Origin of the sequence: Streptomyces sp. NPDC032198 (genome assembly GCF_040636975.1) — a bacterium.
In the GTDB taxonomy this organism is placed as follows: Bacteria; Actinomycetota; Actinomycetes; order Streptomycetales; family Streptomycetaceae; genus Streptomyces.
The window spans coordinates 1,059,820-1,079,343 of sequence record NZ_JBEZVL010000001.1 but is presented as its reverse complement, the minus strand read 5'-3'; the positions used below and the strand labels follow the sequence as shown (position 1 = coordinate 1,079,343).

Below are 19,524 nucleotides of genomic sequence, written 5' to 3'. Positions count from 1 at the left end.
GACATCCTGACCGACGCCGGAGCGCCATGGGGCACCGGGCCGCAACCGTTACTCAAGAATCCGGTTTCGGGACGGGTCTGTGACACCTCTAAACTGGCCCGGTGACCGAGAACACTCAGCAGCAGAATTCAGCGCCCATCACCGAACTGCCGACCCAGTACGCGCCGGCCGAGGTAGAGGGGACGCTGTACGAGCGCTGGGTAGAACGCGGCTACTTCTCCGCCGACGCGGCGAGCGAGAAGCCCCCGTACACCGTCGTCATCCCGCCGCCGAACGTCACGGGCTCCCTGCACCTGGGCCACGCCTTCGAGCACACGCTCATCGACGCCCTCACCCGCCGCAAGCGCATGCAGGGCTTCGAGACGCTGTGGCAGCCGGGTATGGACCACGCCGGCATCGCCACGCAGAACGTCGTGGAGCGCGAGCTCGCCAAGGAGGGCAAGTCCCGCCACGACCTGGGCCGCGAGGAGTTCATCGAGCGCGTCTGGCAGTGGAAGGACGAGTCCGGCGGCCAGATCTCCGGGCAGATGCGCCGCCTCGGCGACGGCGTCGACTGGTCGCGCGAGCGGTTCACGATGGACGAGGGCCTCTCCCAGTCCGTCCAGACCATCTTCAAGAAGCTCTACGACGACGAGCTGATCTACCGCGCCGAGCGCATCATCAACTGGTGCCCGCGCTGTCTGACGGCGATCTCGGACATCGAGGTCGAGTACCAGGACGACGACGGCGAGCTCGTCTCGATGAAGTACGGCGAGGGTGACGAGACCATCGTCGTCGCCACCACCCGTGCCGAGACGATGCTCGGCGACACCGCCGTCGCGGTCCACCCCGACGACGAGCGCTACAAGCACCTGGTCGGCAAGCAGATCAAGCTGCCGCTGACCGACCGCACGATCCCCGTCGTGGCCGACGAGCACGTCGACCCCGAGTTCGGCACCGGCGCCGTCAAGGTGACCCCGGCGCACGACCCGAACGACTTCGAGATCGGCCAGCGCCACGACCTGCCGAACATCGCGGTCATGGACGAGCACGCGGTCATCACGGTCCCTGGCCCCTTCCAGGGCCTTGACCGCCTGGAGGCCCGCAGCGCCATCGTCGGCGCCCTGCGCGCCGAGGGCCGCATCGTCGCCGAGAAGCGCCCGTACACCCACTCCGTGGGCCACTGCTCGCGCTGCAAGACCACCATCGAGCCGCGCCTGTCGATGCAGTGGTGGGTCAAGGTCGGCCCCCTCGCGAAGGCCGCCGGTGACGCGGTCCGTGACGGCAAGGTCGCCATCCACCCGCAGGAGATGGAGAAGCGCTACTTCGACTGGGTCGACAACCTCCACGACTGGTGCATCTCGCGCCAGCTCTGGTGGGGCCACCGGATTCCCGTCTGGTACGGGCCGAACGGCGAGGTCGTCTGCGTCGGACCCGACGACGAGGCGCCCACCGGCGAGGGCTGGACCCAGGACAGCGACGTCCTGGACACGTGGTTCTCGTCCGGCCTGTGGCCGTTCTCCACGCTCGGCTGGCCCGAGGAGACCGAGAGCCTGGCGAAGTTCTATCCGAACTCCGTCCTGGTCACCGGCTACGACATCCTCTTCTTCTGGGTCGCCCGGATGATGATGTTCGGCCTGTACGCGATGGACGGCACCCCGCCGTTCCACACGATCGTGCTGCACGGCATGGTCCGCGACCAGTTCGGCAAGAAGATGTCGAAGTCCTTCGGCAACGCGGTCAACCCGCTGGACTGGATGGACAAGTACGGGTCGGACGCCGTCCGCTTCACGCTGGCCCGCGGCGCCAACCCCGGCGTCGACGTGCCGATCGGCGAGGACTGGGTCCAGGGCTCGCGGAACTTCGCCAACAAGATCTGGAACGCCACGCGCTTCGCGCTGATGAACGGCGCCACGATCGAGGGCGAACTCCCGCCCGTGGAGCAGCTCTCGGCGACGGACCGCTGGATCCTGTCCCGCCTGAACGCGACGGTCGCCGAGGTCGACGCGTTCTACGACGACTACCAGTTCGCCAAGCTGTCGGACGCCCTCTTCCACTTCGCGTGGGACGAGGTCTTCGACTGGTACGTCGAGCTGTCCAAGACGACGTTCATGGGCGGCGGCGAGGCCGCGAAGGTGTCGGGCCGTGTCCTGGGCGAGGTCCTCGACGTGACGCTGCGCCTGCTCCACCCGATCGTCCCGTTCGTGACGGAGACGCTCTGGACGACCCTCACCGGCCGCGAGTCCCTCGTGATCGCCGAGTGGCCGTCCGCTGTGCTTGTTCCTGGTGCTGACGCACCGGGCGGCTTCCGTGACAGCGGGGCCGAGCGGGAGATCGAGACCCTCCAGCAGGTCATCACCGAGGTCCGCCGCTTCCGCGCCGACCAGGGGCTCCAGCCGGGCCAGAAGGTCCCGGCCCGGCTCTCCCTGGACGGCACGGCGCTCGCCCCGCACGAGGCGGCCATCCGCCAGCTCCTGCGTCTCCAGCCGGAGGGCGAGGGCTTCGCGGCCACCGCCACGCTGCCGGTCTCGGGCGCCACGGTCGCCCTCGACCTGTCCGGCACGATCGACGTCGCGGCGGAGCGCAAGCGCCTCGCCAAGGACCTCGCGGCGGCCGAGAAGGAGAAGGCGCAGGCCACGGCGAAGCTCGGCAACGAAGCGTTCCTGGCGAAGGCGCCGGACAACGTGGTCGACAAGATCCGTGGCCGCCTCACCAAGGCGGACGCCGACATCGCCCGCCTGCAGGCCCAGCTGGACGGCCTTCCGCAGGGCTAGTCGGTCGGGCAGTTCAGCCGGACAGTTCAGTCAGGCAGTGGGGACAGGGCCCATGGGACCGCAGGGTTCCATGGGCCCTGTCGCGTTTTCGGGGGCCGTCTCCTGCCCGGCCTCCGCGTCCTGTTCGGCGATGTGCAGGCCGAGGCGCACCAGCTCCGCCTCGGCGAGCGCGTCGATGATGTCTGGGTCGCCGCCGCGCCAGCCCTCGGCGAGGCTGCCCGCGGTGGCGTCGGGGAGTTCGTACGCGGTCCGCGCCACCTCGTCCAGGGGCCGCAGCAGGGCGCGCAGGGCGAGCAGCTCGCGGCCGTCGTAGCTCGCGGCGAGCTCCTGGGCGGCGGCGGCCTGCCGGATCCAGCGCAGACGGCGGGGGAGCCAGCTGCTGAGCACGAGACCGACGGGTACGAGGAAGACGGCGACGGCGCCCACGATCACCGCGGCGCGCACGGTCACCGGGTCCCCGGCTCCGGCGATGTCCGCGGCGGCCCGCAGCGCGGCGTCGACGCGATCGCCGACCAGGGGCAGGCGGGAGGGGTCGCCGATGGGCGGGGGCGGTGCCTCCGGTGCGGGGCGGGTGAGCAGACAGGCCAGCCGGTAGGCGACGACGGCGGCGCCGGTCCACAGCGCGGTCCAGAGCAGGACCGCGCCGTCCCCGAGGAGCTGGCGGGTCCGTCGGCCGGGGTTCTGGGCATACCACATGGTCTGATTTGACCCCCGGAGAAGGCCTTTCGGGGATCGCCACGCCGACGTGTCACACTTCACGAAATAAAGGTCATAAGTCTGATGATTCGGGCAGAAAGACCTTGGATGATGGATCCATGCACGACCTGCCCGCCGCCCAGGCGATTCGCGGGGCGGCGGCCGCGGGCCGCCGTCACGCCGGGCGCTGGGCGCGTGCGCCCCGGGTGCAGGACGCTCTCACCGCGCTGAGCTGCCTGGCCCTGATGAGCCTGGACATCCCCGGCCTCGCCGAGGCGGACAACTCCCTCAACGGCCCCCTCGCCGCCCTGGTCCTCACTCTCGGCGCCGCCTCCCTGCTGCTGCGCCGTGCCGTGCCCTGGGTGACGTACGCGGTGGCGCTCGCGCTCGTCGGCTGGCTGCACGAGCTGACCCTCGCCCAGTTCGCGCTGTACTCCCTGGGCAGGTACCGGGGCCGTCCCGCCGGTACGTTCGGCGTGCTCGGCTATGTGGCTTTCGCGTACGTGATGTTCACCCTGCCCGGCTGGCCGGTGCACCGCGGGGACAGCCTGAGCTCCTTCCTCAGCCTGGTCGTGCCGATCGGTGTGCTCGCCGCGGGGGTCGGCGTCGCGGCCAACCGCCAGGACCTGGTCCGTGCGCTGCAGGCGCAGCGGGCCGAGACGGACGCGCTGCACGCGGTCCAGCGGGAGCGGTCCCGTATCGCGCGGGACGTGCACGACTTCGTGGGCCGCGAGCTGACGCTGCTGAGTGTGCGCTCGCAGGTGCTCGCGCGGCGGGCCTCGGGAGGCGACTTCGAGGACGGCTTCGAGGAGCTCTCGGAGACGGCGCGGTCGGCGCACCGGATGCTGAACGAGATCATCGTGCGGCGGGGCGTGGACGGGGCGCCCACGCCGGGTCTCGACGCGCTGCCCGAACTGGCCGAGCGCAGTGAGCGCGCGGGCACGCCGGTCGACCTCCTGGTCGACGGGTCCACCCACCGCCTCTCGCCCCTCCGCCAGGCCGCCGTGCACCGCGTGGTGCAGGAGTGTCTGACGAACGCGGCGAAGCATGCGCCCGGGGAGCGGGTGGATGTGCGGGTGCGGGTGGCCGGCGGGCACCTTCGGGTGAGCGTGCGCAACGCGCTGCCCGGGGCGGGCCCTTCCTCGTCACCCGTCTCCGCCGGGACCGGCACCGCGGGGATGGCCGAGCGGGTCCGCACGGTGGGCGGCAGCTTCTGGGCGGGGCCCCGGGCAGGGTCCTACGAGGTCCTGGCGACGCTCCCGGCGGGCGACTTGGCCTGAGCCTGGACTTGCCCGGCGGGGAGCTTGGCCTGAAGCCGGACGCTTGCCCGGCGGGGAGCTGGCCTGAAGCCGGACGCTTGCCGGGCGGCGCCGCCTGCACGCACAAGCTCTCCCACCCATCCGCCCGTTCACCCCGCAGCGCCAGCCTTCACGAACGGGCCTTTCTCTCCCACCCGCCCGTTCATCCCGCAGCGCCAGCCTCCACGAACAGGCCTTTCCCACCCACCCGCCCGTTCACCCCGCAGCGCCAGCCTCCACGAACGGGCCTTTCCCTCCCACCCGCCTGATTGCCCCGCGGTGAGGGGGGCGGACACGGTGGGTGGGCAGCCGGCAGCCCCCGCGGGCGGCACCGCCCGCCCGCCAAAGCCCTACGCCGCAGACATCACCCGCTCCAGCCCGTCGAAGTCCTCCACGCACTTGCCGCATCCCATCGCCACACTGTCCAGCGGATCGTCCGCCACGAACACCGGGATCCCCGTGGCTGATGCCATGCGCAGGTCGAGGGCGGGGAGCAGTGCGCCGCCGCCCGTCAGGACGATGCCGTGTTCCATGACGTCGCCGGACAGCTCCGGCGGGCACTCCTCCAGCGTCGTCCGCACCGCCGCGATGATCGCCTCCACCGGCTCGTCCAGCGCCGCCCGCACCTCACGCACCGTCAGTTCCACCGTCTTGGGAAGCCCCCGCACCTTCTCCCGTCCGCGCACGGTGAACGTCCGGGACTCCAGCGCGTCGTCCCCCGGCACCGGCCACGCCGAGCCGATCGCGACCTTGATGTCCTCGGCGGTGCGCTCGCCGATGAGGAGACCGTGCTCCTTGCGCACGAAAGTCGTGATCGCCTCGTCCAGGCGGTCACCGCCCACCCGCAGCGACTGTGCCGTGACGATCCCGCCCAGCGAGATCACGGCGACCTCGGTCGTGCCGCCGCCGATGTCGACCACCATCGAACCCCGCGGCTCCGCCACCGGAAGCCCCGCCCCGATCGCCGCGGCCATCGGCTCCTCCACCAGGTGCACGGCGCGGGCCCCCGCCCGCTGCGCCGCGTGCACGATGGCCCGCCGTTCGACCTGCGTGACGCCGCTCGGTACGCAGATCACCATCCGCGTCCGGGGGCGGCGCCCGGGCACGGCCTTGCGCACGAAGTGCCGGATCATCTCCTCGGCGGCTTCGTAGTCACTGATCACGCCGTCCCGCAGGGGGCGGATCGCGGTGATGGAGCCCGGAGTACGGCCGATCGTCTCCTTGGCCTCCGTGCCGACGGCGAGGGCGGTCCGCGCGCCCTCCTTGACGGCGACCACGGACGGCTCGTTGAGCACGATCCCCTGGCCGCGGACGTAGAGAAGGGTGTTCGCTGTGCCGAGGTCGATACCTATGTCCATGATCGCCAAGTTTGCCCGTCCACTGACCGGATCGGCGGGACCAAAGTCCCGAATCGGGCGGGACCAAAGTCCCCGGACGGCGGTGCGCAGGTCCCGACGGCGGCTGTCGTACCCCGTCCGTAGACTGGCGTACGTGAGTGACCTCCCCCCGCCTGACAGCGAGCACCCCGACCGCGACCACAGCGACGACCGTTTCGAAGAGATCGTCGAAGCCGAGACCGACCGTGACCCCGACCTCGCCGTGATCGAGGCGGGCAGCCGCACCCTGCGCACCCAGGCGGGCCCGCCCCAGAGCGACATCCCCTCCCGCCCCACCGACCCGGAGATCGACAAGGCGCTGCGCGAGGTCGAGACCGAGCTCGCGGGCCGCTGGGGAGAGACGAAGCTGGAGCCCTCCGTCAGCCGGATCTCCGCCCTGATGGACGTCCTGGGCGAGCCTCAGCGCGCGTACCCCTCGATCCACATCACCGGCACGAACGGCAAGACGTCCACGGCCCGCATGATCGAGGCCCTGTTCAGCGCCTTCGAGCTGCGCACGGGGCGTTACACCTCGCCGCACGTCCAGTCGATCACCGAGCGGATCAGCCTGGACGGCGCCCCCGTCGAGGCCGAGCGCTTCGTGGAGACGTACAACGACATCAAGCCGTACGTGGAGATGGTCGACGCCAAGGAGGAGTACAGGCTCTCCTTCTTCGAGGTGCTCACGGGCATGGCGTACGCGGCCTTCGCGGACGCCCCCGTGGACGTCGCCGTCGTCGAGGTCGGCATGGGCGGCAGCTGGGACGCGACGAACGTGATCGACGGCTCGGTCGCCGTGGTCACGCCCATCGACCTGGACCACACCGACCGCCTGGGCGGCACGCCGGGCGAGATCGCCGCCGAGAAGGCCGGGATCATCAAGCCGGACGCGACGGTGATCCTCGCCCAGCAGCCGGTGGACGCGGCGCAGGTGCTCCTGAAGAAGGCCGTGGAGGTCGACGCGACCGTGGCCCGCGAGGGCCTGGAGTTCGGCATCGTCTCCCGCTCGATGGCGGTCGGCGGCCAGCTCCTGACCCTGCGTGGCCTCGGCGGGGAGTACGAGGAGATCTTCCTGCCCCTGCACGGCGCCTACCAGGCGCACAACGCGGCCGTCGCGCTCGCCGCGGTGGAGGCGTTCTTCGGTATCGGCTCGCAGCACACGAACACCCTGGACATCGACACCATCCGCAAGGCCTTCGCCTCGGTCTCCTCGCCGGGCCGCCTGGAGGTCGTGCGCACCTCGCCGACCGTCGTCCTGGATGCCGCACACAATCCGGCGGGCGCCCGCGCCACCGCCGAGGCGATCAGCGAGGTCTTCGACTTCAGCCGCCTGATCGGCGTGGTCGGGGCGAGCGAGGGCAAGGACATGAAGGGGCTGCTCGAAGCCTTCGAGCCGATCTTCGCCGAGGTCGTCATCACCCAGAACTCCAGCCACCGGGCGATGGACGCGGACACGCTGGCCGGGCTCGCCGTCGAGGTCTTCGGCGACGACCGCGTCCAGGTCGAGCCGCGCCTGCCGGACGCCCTGGAGGCCGCGATCACCCTCGCCGAGGAAGAGGGCGAGTACGCGGGCGGTGGCGTCCTGGTCACCGGCTCCGTCATCACGGTCGGCGAGGCCCGACTGCTCCTGGGGAGGGGCTGACTCCTGTGCGTACGCTCTGCGCTTCGACGCTGATCGGCGAGTTCTTCGTCATCGGCTTCGCCGGTCTGGTCGCCATGAAGGACCCGGACCTGTCGATGGGCACGGTCTGGACGGTCTGCGGCATCGCGATGCTGTTCAGCGTCCTGCTGTGCGGCATGATCACCAGGCCCGGCGGGGTCCAGCTCGGCTGGGCGCTGCAGATCGCGCTCATCGCGAGCGGCTTCGTCGTGCCGATCATGTTCTTCATGGGGGCGCTGTTCGCCGTGCTGTGGTGGGCGTCCCTGCACTTCGGGCGGAAGATCGACGAGGCGAAGGCCAGGTTCGCGGCGCAGGCGGAGGCCGGGGCGGGGGCCTAGCCCTTCGGCCGGGGCGGGCGCCGGGCGGCCACCGGCCGGGAGCGCTTCCGGGGTCGGAGGTAACGCGGTGTAGTGGGTGCCGGTATCGTGCCGGTCAACCCACACGCTCGTAGAAAAAATGCTTGGAGCCGCACATGACCCAGCGCACTCTCGTCCTGCTCAAGCCCGACACCGTCCGTCGTGGCCTGATCGGCGAGATCATCGGCCGCATCGAGCGCAAGGCGGGCTGGACGATCTCCGCGCTCGAGCTGCGCTCGCTCGACCAGGAGACGCTGGAGCAGCACTACGGCGAGCACAAGGGCAAGCCCTTCTACGAGCCGCTGGTCGACTTCATGTCCTCGGGTCCGGTCGTCGCGCTCGTCGTCGAGGGTGAGCGTGTCATCGAGGGCGTGCGCGCCCTCGCGGGTCCGACCGACCCGATCGCCGCGGCGCCCGGCTCCATCCGGGGCGACTTCGGCACCATCGTGCGGGAGAACCTGATCCACGCCTCGGACTCCGAGGAGTCCGCCGAGCGCGAGCTGAAGATTTTCTTCCCGAGCGCCGTCTGACGTCCGTATGCAGAGACGCGCGTAAAGAGTTCCGTAAAGACTTCTGACGCCTAGTCAGCAGGGCACCGCCCTGACCAGGGGTGGCCGGGAAAACCGGCCGCCCCTTGGCATATGCGCCCCCATTGGGGGAACCCGTGCCTCCGATGGCACGTCTCCAAGGGCGAGGCGGCGCATCATCTGCTGACAATGGCGAAGACCCTAGCGCCGTGTTCGTGCAGGCGAGACTACGATGGAAGCCTCCACGCCACACAGCACCCACCACGCCTACCTAAAAAGCCATCAGAAGCTCCAGGGAAGGCCAGACGCATCCTCATGGGGAACAACATGTCGTTCATCGGCCGTGACATGGCTGTCGACCTCGGGACCGCCAACACGCTGGTGTACGTCAGGGGTCGCGGGATCGTTCTCAACGAACCGTCCGTGGTCGCGATCAACACCAACACCGGTGGCATCCTCGCTGTCGGCGCCGAAGCCAAGAAGATGATCGGTCGCACGCCGGGCAACATCGTTGCCGTGCGACCGCTGAAGGACGGCGTCATCGCCGACTTCGAGATCACCGAGCGGATGCTCCGCTACTTCATCCTGAAGATCCACAAGCGGCGGTACCTCGCCCGCCCGCGTGTCGTCGTCTGTGTGCCCTCCGGCATCACCGGAGTCGAGCGCCGTGCCGTCATCGAGGCCTCTTCGCAGGCCGGCGCGCGCCAGGTGCACATCATCGAGGAGCCCATGGCCGCGGCCATCGGTTCCGGCCTGCCGGTCCACGAGGCCACGGGCAACATGGTGGTCGACATCGGCGGCGGCACCACCGAGGTCGCCGTCATCTCGCTCGGCGGAATCGTCACGGCACAGTCGATCCGTGTCGCGGGCGACGAGCTGGACAACGCGATCATCCAGCACATCAAGAAGGAGTACTCCCTCCTCCTCGGCGAGCGCACGGCCGAGCAGATCAAGATCACCATCGGTTCGGCGTACGACATGGACGCCGACGAGCACACCGAGATCCGCGGCAGGGACCTGGTTTCCGGGCTGCCCAAGACCGTCGTCATCTCCGCCGCCGAGGTCCGCAAGGCCATCGAGGAGCCGGTCAACGCGATCGTGGACGCGGTCAAGACGACCCTCGACAAGTGCCCGCCGGAACTTTCCGGTGACGTGATGGACCGCGGCATCGTTCTCACGGGAGGCGGCGCCCTGCTGCGCGGCCTCGACGAGCGTCTCCGCCGCGAGACGGGCATGCCGATCCACATCGCCGAGGACCCGCTGGACAGCGTGGCGCTCGGCTCCGGCAAGTGCGTCGAGGAGTTCGAGGCGCTCCAGCAGGTCCTCGACGCATCACCGCGCCGTTGAGGGTGGCGCGAACCCGCTGAAAGGGTGTCCGCCGTACGAGTGCCTGTCACCTCGTGCGGCGGATCGTTGATATAGAGGGCTTTGAAGGGCACGCGCAGTTGCCCGGACATAAGTGAATGCTCAGAATTCCAAAGATTTCCAACTGAGGAAGGCACGGCCGCCGCACGTGAGGGACACACGAGAGAGCCGGCTGCTCCTGGTGCTGCTGATCGCCATCGCGTTCGCTTTGATCACGGTGGACATCCGTGGTGGCGAGGACTCGCCGGTCGACGGTGCCCGCCAGGCCGCCGCCACGGTCTTCGGCCCGGTCGAGGACGGCGTGTCGTCCGCCGTCGACCCGATCGGCAACGCCATCGGCGCGGTCCGGGACTCGGGCGACCGGCATGACCGGATCGCCGAACTCGAGCGTCAGAACGCGACGTTGAAGGCGAAGCTCGGCAGCGACGACCGCAACCGCAGTCAGGTCAGACAGCTGGACAGCATGCTCAAGAAGGCCGGCGCCGGTCAGTACGGCATCAAGGGCGCCGAAGTCATCGGCATAGGAGCGGCCCAGGGCTTCTCCTGGACCGTCACCATCGACGCGGGCGCCAACGACGGACTCAAGCGCGACATGACCGTCCTGAACGGCGACGGCCTGGTCGGCCGCGTCACCACGGTCGGTCCGAGCACCGCGACCGTCCTGCTCGCCAACGACCCCGACTTCACCGTCGGCACCCGCATGGAGAAGACCGACGAGCTCGGCTTCGCCACCGGACAGGGCGACCGCCCGCTCTCGGTGCAGATGCTCAACGGCAAGGCCAAGGTCAAGAAGGGCGACCGCCTGGTCACCTTCGGCTCGCAGGCCGACAAGCCGTTCGTGCCGGGTGTGCCGGTCGGCGAGGTCGTCCGCGTCGACCCGTCGGGCGGTGACCTGACGCGCAACATCTACATCAAGCCGTACGTCGGCTTCACCAAGCTGGACATCGTCGGAGTCGTCGTCGAAGCGCCCCGCGAGGACCCGCGCGACACGGTCCTGCCGAAGAAGCCCGCCAAGCCGAAGCCGACCCCGACGGTGACCGTGACGGCCACCCCGTCAGGACAGGCCCCGGCCGACGGCGCCGACAACGGCAACGAGCAGTAGGAGCCCCCGGACTTATGCGCTTCAACCGAATCCTGCTCTCCACCACCCTGGTCGTCGTCGCCCTGGTCATCCAGGTCAGCGTCCTGGCCCGGCTGCAACTGCCGGGCGCGGTCCCGGACCTGGTGCTCCTCACGGTGCTCGGCCTCGCCCTGGTCTACGGCCACGTGGGCGGCGCCCTCGTCGGCTTCGGCGCCGGACTCCTCGCCGACCTGGCCCCGCCGGCCGACCACGCGGCCGGGCGGTACGCCCTGGTCCTGTGCGTCGTCGGCTACCTCGCGGGCCTGGCCAAGCCGGAGACCGGGCGGCTCAGGTCGGCCACCGGGCCGCTCGTCGTGGTCGTCGGCGCCGCCATCGGTTCGACCCTGCTGTACGCGGGCGTGGGCGCCCTCGTCGGGGACACCGCCGCCCGCCACGTGGGCCTGGGCGGGCTCCTCTTCACGGCCGCCCTGTACGACCTGCTGCTCGCGCCGTTCACGGTGCCGCTGATCATCGCGCTGGCCCGCAGAGCCGAGAACGACCCGCTGGGGGAGACCTCACCGGCCAACAAGGCCACGGACGTCGCGTCCGGCTGGCTCTCCTCCGGCACCGGCCTGCGCATCGGCAACCAGCGCGGCGGCATGCGGATGAAGGCGGCCAAGGCCCGTGTCGCGCGCGCCGGACGCATCAAGGGGGTCAAGCGCCTGTGACCGCAGCGCGGCTGACTCCGTACACGACCGGCGGCACACACAGGCCGGTCGTGTACACGTACCACTCGTACACACACTGAGAGGGGGAGGAACAGCAGTGACCAACATCCCCGAGACCGGGCGGACCCCAAGAGTCCAGATCCGTCTCATCGTCATCCAGATCCTCGTGCTCTCCCTCCTCCTCACCCTCGGCGGCCGCCTCTGGTACCTCCAGATCCGCAACGGTGAGGAGTACGCCGAGGAAGCCTCGGGCAACCACGTCCAGCAGGTCGTCCAGCCCGCCGTACGCGGCTCGATCCTGGACGCGCGCGGCGTGCCGATCGCCGACAACGAGACCCGTCTGGTCGTCTCCGCGTCCCGCACGGACCTGATGAAGATGAAGGACGACGGCAAGGCGGCCCTCGCCAAGCTCGCCGACGTCCTCGGCATGAGCGCCAAGGACGTCTCCGACAAGGTCAGGCTCTGCGACTCCAAGACCCCGCAGCCCTGCTGGAACGGCTCGCCCTACCAGCCGATCCCGATCACGGACGAGGCCTCGCCCAAGCAGGCCCTCCAGATCCGCGAGCGCGCCGAGGACTTCCCCGGCATCACCGCCGAGCCGACCGCCGTCCGCCGCTACGCCGCACCCGGCAAGTCCAACACCGCCCAGGTGCTCGGCTACCTCTCGCCCGTCACCGACGAAGAGATCACCAAGGCGGAGCACACCGACTCGCCGTTCCTGCGCTCCGACCAGGTCGGCCGCTCCGGCCTTGAGCGGACCTACGACGCGCAACTGCGCGGCAAGGCCGGCGTCACCCGCTACGAGGTCGACAACCTCGGCCGGGTCATCGGCAAGGCCAAGGACGACCCGGCCCAGCCCGGCGCGAACGTCGTCACCAGCATCGACGCGCGCGTGCAGGCCCTGTCCGAGTACTGGCTGAACGACGCGATGAAGAAGGCCCGCACGGAGTTCGACAAGAACACCGGCGAGAACTACAAGGCCGACGCGGGCGCCGTCGTCGTCATGGAGAACAAGACCGGACGCATCGTCTCCATGGCGTCCAACCCGACCTACGACCCGAACGCCTGGGTCGGCGGCATCTCCGGCAAGGACTACGCGCAGCTCACCGGCAAGAAGTCCAACTACCCGCTCCTGAACCGTGCCATCCAGGGCCAGGCGGCCCCAGGATCGATCTTCAAGGTCATCCCGACGGCGGCGGCGGTCAACGCGGGCTACGACTTCAACGGGCGCTACCCCTGCCCCAGCTCGTACTCCATCGGCGGCCAGACCTTCAAGAACTTCGAGTCCAAGGGCCACGGCAGCATCACGCTGGGCCAGGCCCTGGAGGTCTCCTGCGACACCGTCTTCTACAAGCTCTCGCACGACCAGTGGGCCAAGGACGGCGGCAACAAGCCGAAGAAGGACGCCAAGGACTGGTTCTACAAGACGGCCCACCAGTTCGGCCTCGGCAAGGAGACCGGCATCGACCTGCCGAACGAGGTCACGGGCCGCGTCCCGGACCGCCAGTGGAAGAAGGACTACTGGAAGTCCAACAAGGACGGCTGGTGCAAGCAGGGCAAGAAGGGCGGCGACTACGCGGAGCAGATCGCGTACGAGAACTGCCTCGAAGGCATGAAGATGCGCGCCGGTGACTCCGTCAACTACTCCATCGGACAGGGCGACACCCTCGTCACCCCGATACAGATGGCCACGATCTACTCCGCCATCGCCAACGGCGGCACCCTGCACGACCCCACCGTCGGCAAGGCGATCGTCAGCGCCGACGGCAAGCAGGTCCAGGAGATCAAGCCGAAGTCGCACGGCAAGCTGCCCATGACCCAGAAGACGCGCGACGACATAGACGGTGCCCTCGCCGACGTCGCCACCAAGGGAACGGCCGCCTGGCGGTTCGGTGGCTGGCCGCAGGACAAGATCCCGATGCACGCCAAGACGGGTACGGCCGAGGTCTACGGCAAGCAGACCACCTCGTGGTTCGCGACGTACACCAAGGACTACTCGATCGTGATGACGATCTCCCAGGGTGGTACGGGTTCCGGAGCGTCGGGCCCCGCCGTCCGCAAGATCTACGACGGCATCTACGGCCTGGACGACAGCGGCAAGCAGAACCTGAAGAAGGCCCTGCTGCCCCAGCCGCAGAAGAACCTGCCGAAGATCGAGACCGACGGTTCGATCGACTCGCCCAAGATCAAGCCGTACAAGCCGGAGGCCCCCAAGCCGCCGCAGGAACAACAGGAACTGGCGGGCGCGCCCGCGAACGGGAGGCGCGACTAGTGGCCGGCAACCATGGCTTCTCCGTCTCCGGCTACGGGCCCGAGCGCTCGTCCATGTCGGCCCGGCTGTTCGCCCGCGACTCGCTGGTGCGCCGGATGGACTGGCCGATACTGCTCTGTGCGCTCGCGCTCTCCGCGATCGGCTCCGCGCTCGTCTACTCGGCGACCCGCAACCGCACCGAGCTCGTCGGCGACGACCCTTACTCCTTCCTGTTCAAGCACGTCCTGAACACCGGTATCGGCATCGCGCTGATGGCGGGCACGGTGTGGCTCGGCCACCGGACGCTGCGCACGGCCGTGCCGATCCTCTACGGCATCTCCGTCTTCCTCGTCCTGCTCGTCCTCACTCCGCTCGGCGCGACGATCAACGGCGCGCACGCCTGGATCGTGGTCGGCGGCGGCTTCTCGCTGCAGCCCTCCGAGTTCGTGAAGATCACGATCATCCTGGGCATGGCGATGCTGCTCGCGGCACGGGTGGACGCGGGCGACCGCGACCACCCCGACCACCGCACGGTCCTGCAGGCCCTCGGCCTGGCCGCCGTACCGATAATGATCGTGCTCCTCATGCCCGACCTCGGGTCGGTCATGGTGATGGCGATGATCGTGCTCGGCGTGCTGCTCGCCTCGGGCGCCTCCAACCGCTGGGTCTTCGGACTCCTCGGCACGGGCGCGGCCGGCGCGGTCGCCGTCTGGCAGCTCGGCATCCTGGACGACTACCAGATCGCCCGTTTCGCGGCCTTCGCCAACCCCGCCCTCGACCCGGCGGGCGTCGGCTACAACACCAACCAGGCACGCATCGCGATCGGCTCCGGCGGGCTCTCGGGCACCGGCCTCTTCAAGGGGTCGCAGACCACGGGCCAGTTCGTGCCCGAGCAGCAGACGGACTTCGTGTTCACCGTCGCGGGCGAGGAGCTCGGCTTCGCGGGCGCGGGCCTCATCCTCGTCCTGCTCGGCGTCCTGCTCTGGCGCGCCTGCCGCATCGCCCGCGAGACGACCGAGCTGTACGGCACGATCGTCGCCGCCGGGATCATCGCCTGGTTCGCCTTCCAGGCCTTCGAGAACATCGGCATGACGCTCGGCATCATGCCGGTGGCCGGTCTGCCACTGCCCTTCGTCTCGTACGGAGGTTCATCGATGTTCGCCGTCTGGGTCGCTGTCGGCCTGCTGCAGTCGATCAAGGTGCAGCGACCGATGTCGGCGTAGGCCGGTTGCGGGTCTGCCCTTGGCCTGGGATCGCGTCTAGATTCGGGTCATGGCGGAGACACAGCGCGAGATCGAGCGTAAGTACGACGTCGAGGCGGACGCGGCGCTGCCTGACCTGACCGGGGTCGCCGGGGTGGCCGACGTCGTCGACAAGGGCGTCGTCGAACTGGACGCCGTCTATCACGACACGACCGACCAACTCCTGCTCTCCGACTCGATCACGCTGCGCCGCCGCACGGGCGGCGCGGACGAGGGCTGGCACCTGAAGCTGCCGGTGTCCCTCGCGCAGGGCGTGCGGGACGAGATCCGGGCCCCGCTCTCGGACACGGTGCCGCCCGAGCTGTCCGGGCTCGTGCGGTCCCGGGTGCGCGATGCCGGACTCGTGCCCGTCATGCGCCTGTTGACCGCGCGGGACCTGCGCCACCTCCTCGACGGCAAGGGCGCGCTCCTCGCCGAGCTGAGCATCGACCGGGTCAGGGCCGAGCGGCTCACGGAGGGCGGCGGCACCGCCGAGTGGGCCGAGATCGAGGTGGAGCTGGCGGACGGCGCGGACCCCGCGCTGCTCGACCGGGTCGAGAAGAAGCTGAAGAAGCTGGGCGTCCAGCGGTCGTCCTCCGCCTCGAAACTGGCCAGGGCGCAGGCGGACACGGCGCTGAGCGAGACCCGGGAGCGGCTCGCGGAGGGCACGTTGAAGCCTGCCAAGGCCAAGAAGGGGAAGGCGGATGAGCAGTACATCGTCATCCAGCCGAAGGACTCCGCTGTGCGACCTGACCCCGTCACCGCTGCCGACCACGTCCTCGCCTACGTCCGCACCCAGCGCGACGCCCTCGTCGCCCTCGACCCCGACGTCCGCCGCGACCTGCCGGACTCCGTGCATCAGATGCGGGTCGCCACGCGCCGGATGCGCAGCGCGTTCCGCTCGTACCGGAAACTCCTCGACCGTGCCGTCACCGACCCGATCGGGGACGAGCTGAAGTGGCTCGCGGGCGAGCTCGGGGTCGACCGCGACCAGGAGGTCCTCGCCGAGCGGCTCACGCACCGCGTGGACGCCGTGCCGGGGACCCTGCTCCTGGGTCCGGTACGGGCCCGCCTGCAGATCTGGGGTGTCGCCCGCGCCGGTGACGCCCGGAGCCGGACCGTCGCCGCGCTCGAAGGAAAGCGCTATGTGCAGCTCCTGAACTCCGTCGACGCACTGCTCGCCGACCCCCCGCTGCGCAAGGCCGCCACCGCGTCCCCGGACAAGGCCCTCCCCAAGGCCGTACGGAAGGACTACGCCCGCCTGGAGGCCCGCATCGAGCACGCCCTCGCACTGGAGCCGGGGGAGGAGCGGGACGTGGCGATGCACAACGCGCGCAAGGCCGCGAAGCGTGCCCGGTACGCGGGCGAGGCTGCCAAGCCCGCGCTCGGCAAGCCCGCCAAGCGGTTCGCGAAACGGGTGAAGGCCGTCCAGAAGGTACTCGGCGACCACCAGGACAGCGTCGTCGCGCGCGAGGCGTTGCGGAACCTGGCCATACAGGCCCAAGCGGCGGGCGAGACCGCCTTCACCTGGGGACTTCTGTACGGCCGGGAGGAGGCGGCAGCGGCGGACCGGGAACGGGAGCTGCCGGAGGTGTGGGCGAAGGCATCCAAGGCGAAACTGCGGTCGGCGCTGGGCAGCTGAGCGGCGGGGTACGCTTGATGGTCACCCCTGCCAGATCATGAGAACCCTGCCGAAAGACGCTGTGATGCCTGTCGAGTCCGTCTTCCCACGCCTGGAAGCGCTTCTCCCGCACGTCCAGAAGCCCATCCAGTACGTCGGCGGAGAGCTCAACTCCACCGTCAAGGACTGGGACGCGTGTGACGTCCGCTGGGCGCTCATGTACCCCGACGCGTACGAGGTCGGGCTGCCCAACCAGGGCGTCATGATCCTCTACGAGGTACTGAACGAGCGTGAGGGCGTCCTCGCCGAGCGCACGTACAGCGTCTGGCCCGACCTCGAAGAGCTGATGCGGGAGCACGAGGTCCCGCAGTTCACCGTGGACAGCCACCGCCCCGTCAGCGCCTTCGACGTGTTCGGCCTCAGCTTCTCCACGGAGCTCGGGTACACGAACATGCTCACGGCCCTGGACCTCGCGGGCATCCCGCTGGAGTCCAAGGACCGCACGGTCGACCACCCGATCGTCCTCGCCGGAGGCCACGCGGCCTTCAACCCCGAGCCGATCGCGGAGTTCATCGACTGCGCGGTCATCGGCGACGGCGAGCAGGCCGTGCTCGACATGACCGCGATCATCCGCGAGTGGAAGGCCGAGGGCCGCCCCGGCGGCCGCGAGGAAGTCCTCTTCCGGCTCGCGCGGACCGGCTCGGTCTACGTCCCCGGGTTCTACGACGTCGAGTACCTCCCGGACGGCCGGATCGGCCGCGTCGTACCGAACAAGTCCGGTGTCCCGTGGCGCGTGTCCAAGCACACCGTCATGGACCTGGACGAGTGGCCCTACCCCAAGCAGCCCCTCGTGCCGCTCGCGGAGACCGTCCACGAGCGCATGTCCGTGGAGATCTTCCGCGGCTGCACCCGAGGCTGCCGCTTCTGCCAGGCCGGCATGATCACGCGCCCCGTGCGGGAGCGAAGCATCACCGGCATCGGCGACATGGTCGAGAAGGGCCTCAAGGCGACCGGCTTCGAGGAGGTCGGCCTGCTCTCGCTGTCCTCCGCGGACCACACCGAGATCGCGGACGTCGCCAAGGGCCTCGCGGACCGGTACGAGGAAGACAAGATCGGCCTCTCCCTGCCGTCGACCCGCGTCGACGCCTTCAACATCGACCTCGCGAACGAGCTGACGAGGAACGGCCGCCGTTCGGGCCTCACCTTCGCCCCCGAGGGCGGCAGCGAGCGGATGCGCAAGGTCATCAACAAGATGGTCTCCGAAGAGGACCTGATCCGCACCGTCGCGACCGCGTACGGCAACGGCTGGCGCCAGGTGAAGCTCTACTTCATGCTCGGCCTGCCCACCGAGACCGACGAGGACGTCCTGCAGATCGCGGACATGGCGGCGAACGTCATCGCCAAGGGCCGCGAGGTCGCGGGCAACGACATCCGCTGCACGGTCTCCATCGGCGGCTTCGTGCCCAAGCCGCACACGCCCTTCCAGTGGGCCCCGCAGCTGTCGGCCGAGGAGACGGACGCCCGCCTCACGAAGCTGCGCGACAAGATCCGCGGCGACAAGAAGTACGGCCGCTCGATCGGCTTCCGCTACCACGACGGCAAGCCCGGCATCGTCGAGGGCCTGCTCTCGCGCGGTGACCGCCGCATCGGCTCCGTCATCCGCGCCGTCTACGAGGACGGCGGCCGCTTCGACGGCTGGCGCGAGCACTTCAGCTACGACCGCTGGATGGCCTGCGCCGAGAAGACGCTGCCCGCCTTCGGCGTGGACGTCGACTGGTACACGACGCGTGAGCGCACGTACGAGGAGGTCCTGCCCTGGGACCACCTGGACTCCGGTCTCGACAAGGACTGGCTCTGGGACGACTGGCAGGACTCGCTCGACGAGACCGAGGTCGAGGACTGCCGCTGGACCCCGTGCTTCGACTGCGGCGTCTGCCCGCAGATGCAGACCGAGATCCAGATCGGCCCGACCGGCAAGAAGCTCCTCCCGCTGTCGGTAGTGAAGTAAGTGACGCGGCGAGCGCCGGTGGACGGGGCGGGTGTTCCCCGCCTTGCCCCGCCTTCCGGCCTCGTGCATCTCTCCTTCATCGCCGCGATGGAGGAGTTCCGCGCCGAGGGCCGCGGCGGCCGTGACGACGACACGACGCTCGGCCGCACCCTGCGGGACTACGGCGAGAAGTGGCACGACCCGGTGGTCTTCGAGCGGTACGTGACCGAGGTCGTCACCGCCACCCACCCGGCCGAGCCGCTCTCCGTGCCGGTGACGACCCTCTGGTACGTGGACGGAGCCGACTACTTCGGCCGTCTCGCCATCCGGCACAACGTCAACACGCGCTTCCTGCGCGAGTACGGCGGCCACATCGGCTACGACGTACGGCCCACCGCCCGCCGACGCGGCCACGCCACGGCGATGCTGATCGGTTCCCTGCCCCACGCCCGCGAACTGGGCCTGGAATCGGTCCTGGTCACCTGCGATACCGACAACACCGGTTCGCGCAAGGTGATCGAGGGCGCGGGCGGCGTCTTCGAGGACGAACGCGGCGGAAAGCTGCGTTACTGGATCCCGACCGCCGCCTGACGAACCAGCACCCG

At 69.8% G+C, this 19,524-nt stretch carries 15 protein-coding genes; 13 read left to right on the top strand and 2 right to left on the bottom strand.

The genetic code is table 11. The features are described from left to right. Positions 1-101 precede the first annotated feature (101 nt). A complete protein-coding gene (locus AB0E78_RS04865) occupies positions 102-2,753 on the top strand; it encodes a valine--tRNA ligase (protein WP_361828280.1) in 2,652 nt (883 codons plus the stop codon). Positions 2,754-2,783: 30 nt separating this feature from the next. Here the strand turns inward: AB0E78_RS04865 and AB0E78_RS04860 are convergent, their stop codons facing one another. Continuing rightward, on the bottom strand, positions 2,784-3,449 hold the full coding sequence (locus AB0E78_RS04860; RefSeq protein ID WP_361828278.1) for a hypothetical protein: 666 nt from the start codon (positions 3,447-3,449) through the stop codon (positions 2,784-2,786). Between the two features lie 119 nt (positions 3,450-3,568). Between AB0E78_RS04860 and AB0E78_RS04855 the strand changes: the two genes are divergently transcribed. Beyond that, positions 3,569-4,729, top strand: coding sequence for a histidine kinase (locus tag AB0E78_RS04855; protein ID WP_361828275.1), 1,161 nt, complete (start codon positions 3,569-3,571; stop codon positions 4,727-4,729). 368 nt (positions 4,730-5,097) lie between these two features. On the opposite strand, the gene AB0E78_RS04850 is transcribed toward AB0E78_RS04855, so the two are convergent. Further along, positions 5,098-6,105, bottom strand: a complete 1,008-nt coding sequence (locus AB0E78_RS04850) for a rod shape-determining protein (RefSeq protein ID WP_361828272.1) — start codon at positions 6,103-6,105, stop codon at positions 5,098-5,100. Positions 6,106-6,238: 133 nt separating this feature from the next. On the opposite strand from AB0E78_RS04850, the gene AB0E78_RS04845 reads away from it, so the two are divergent. The 11 genes from AB0E78_RS04845 (at position 6,239) to AB0E78_RS04795 (ending at position 19,510) form a co-directional block, all read left to right on the top strand. Further along, a complete protein-coding gene (locus AB0E78_RS04845; RefSeq protein WP_361828269.1) occupies positions 6,239-7,765 on the top strand; it encodes a folylpolyglutamate synthase/dihydrofolate synthase family protein in 1,527 nt (508 codons plus the stop codon). 5 nt (positions 7,766-7,770) lie between these two features. Beyond that, positions 7,771-8,121 (top strand): DUF4233 domain-containing protein, encoded by a 351-nt coding sequence (locus AB0E78_RS04840; RefSeq protein ID WP_361828266.1) that lies wholly within the window; start codon positions 7,771-7,773, stop codon positions 8,119-8,121. A 134-nt stretch (positions 8,122-8,255) separates the two neighbouring features. Then, entirely contained in the window at positions 8,256-8,669 is a 414-nt protein-coding gene (gene ndk / locus AB0E78_RS04835) for a nucleoside-diphosphate kinase (RefSeq protein ID WP_361828263.1), read from the top strand. Between the two features lie 324 nt (positions 8,670-8,993). Then, on the top strand, positions 8,994-10,013 hold the full coding sequence (locus tag AB0E78_RS04830) for a rod shape-determining protein (protein WP_160505014.1): 1,020 nt from the start codon (positions 8,994-8,996) through the stop codon (positions 10,011-10,013). A 166-nt stretch (positions 10,014-10,179) separates the two neighbouring features. Next, positions 10,180-11,133 (top strand): rod shape-determining protein MreC, encoded by a 954-nt coding sequence (gene mreC, locus AB0E78_RS04825; protein WP_361828260.1) that lies wholly within the window; start codon positions 10,180-10,182, stop codon positions 11,131-11,133. A gap of 14 nt (positions 11,134-11,147) precedes the next feature. Next, on the top strand, positions 11,148-11,819 hold the full coding sequence (gene mreD, locus AB0E78_RS04820; RefSeq protein ID WP_361828257.1) for a rod shape-determining protein MreD: 672 nt from the start codon (positions 11,148-11,150) through the stop codon (positions 11,817-11,819). A 97-nt stretch (positions 11,820-11,916) separates the two neighbouring features. Further along, a complete protein-coding gene (gene mrdA / locus AB0E78_RS04815) occupies positions 11,917-14,091 on the top strand; it encodes a penicillin-binding protein 2 (protein WP_361828254.1) in 2,175 nt (724 codons plus the stop codon). Then, positions 14,091-15,293: a rod shape-determining protein RodA gene (gene rodA / locus AB0E78_RS04810; protein WP_361828252.1), complete on the top strand. Its 1,203-nt coding sequence runs from the start codon at positions 14,091-14,093 to the stop codon at positions 15,291-15,293. Before mrdA ends, rodA begins: the two co-directional genes overlap by 1 nt. A 49-nt stretch (positions 15,294-15,342) precedes the next feature. Next, complete coding sequence (locus AB0E78_RS04805) at positions 15,343-16,953, top strand: CYTH and CHAD domain-containing protein (protein WP_361828249.1); 1,611 nt, start codon at positions 15,343-15,345, stop codon at positions 16,951-16,953. A 64-nt stretch (positions 16,954-17,017) separates the two neighbouring features. Next, a complete protein-coding gene (locus AB0E78_RS04800) occupies positions 17,018-18,940 on the top strand; it encodes a TIGR03960 family B12-binding radical SAM protein (protein ID WP_361828246.1) in 1,923 nt (640 codons plus the stop codon). Positions 18,941-19,027: 87 nt separating this feature from the next. Next, entirely contained in the window at positions 19,028-19,510 is a 483-nt protein-coding gene (locus tag AB0E78_RS04795) for a GNAT family N-acetyltransferase (RefSeq protein ID WP_361828566.1), read from the top strand. The last annotated feature ends 14 nt before the right edge of the window (positions 19,511-19,524 follow it).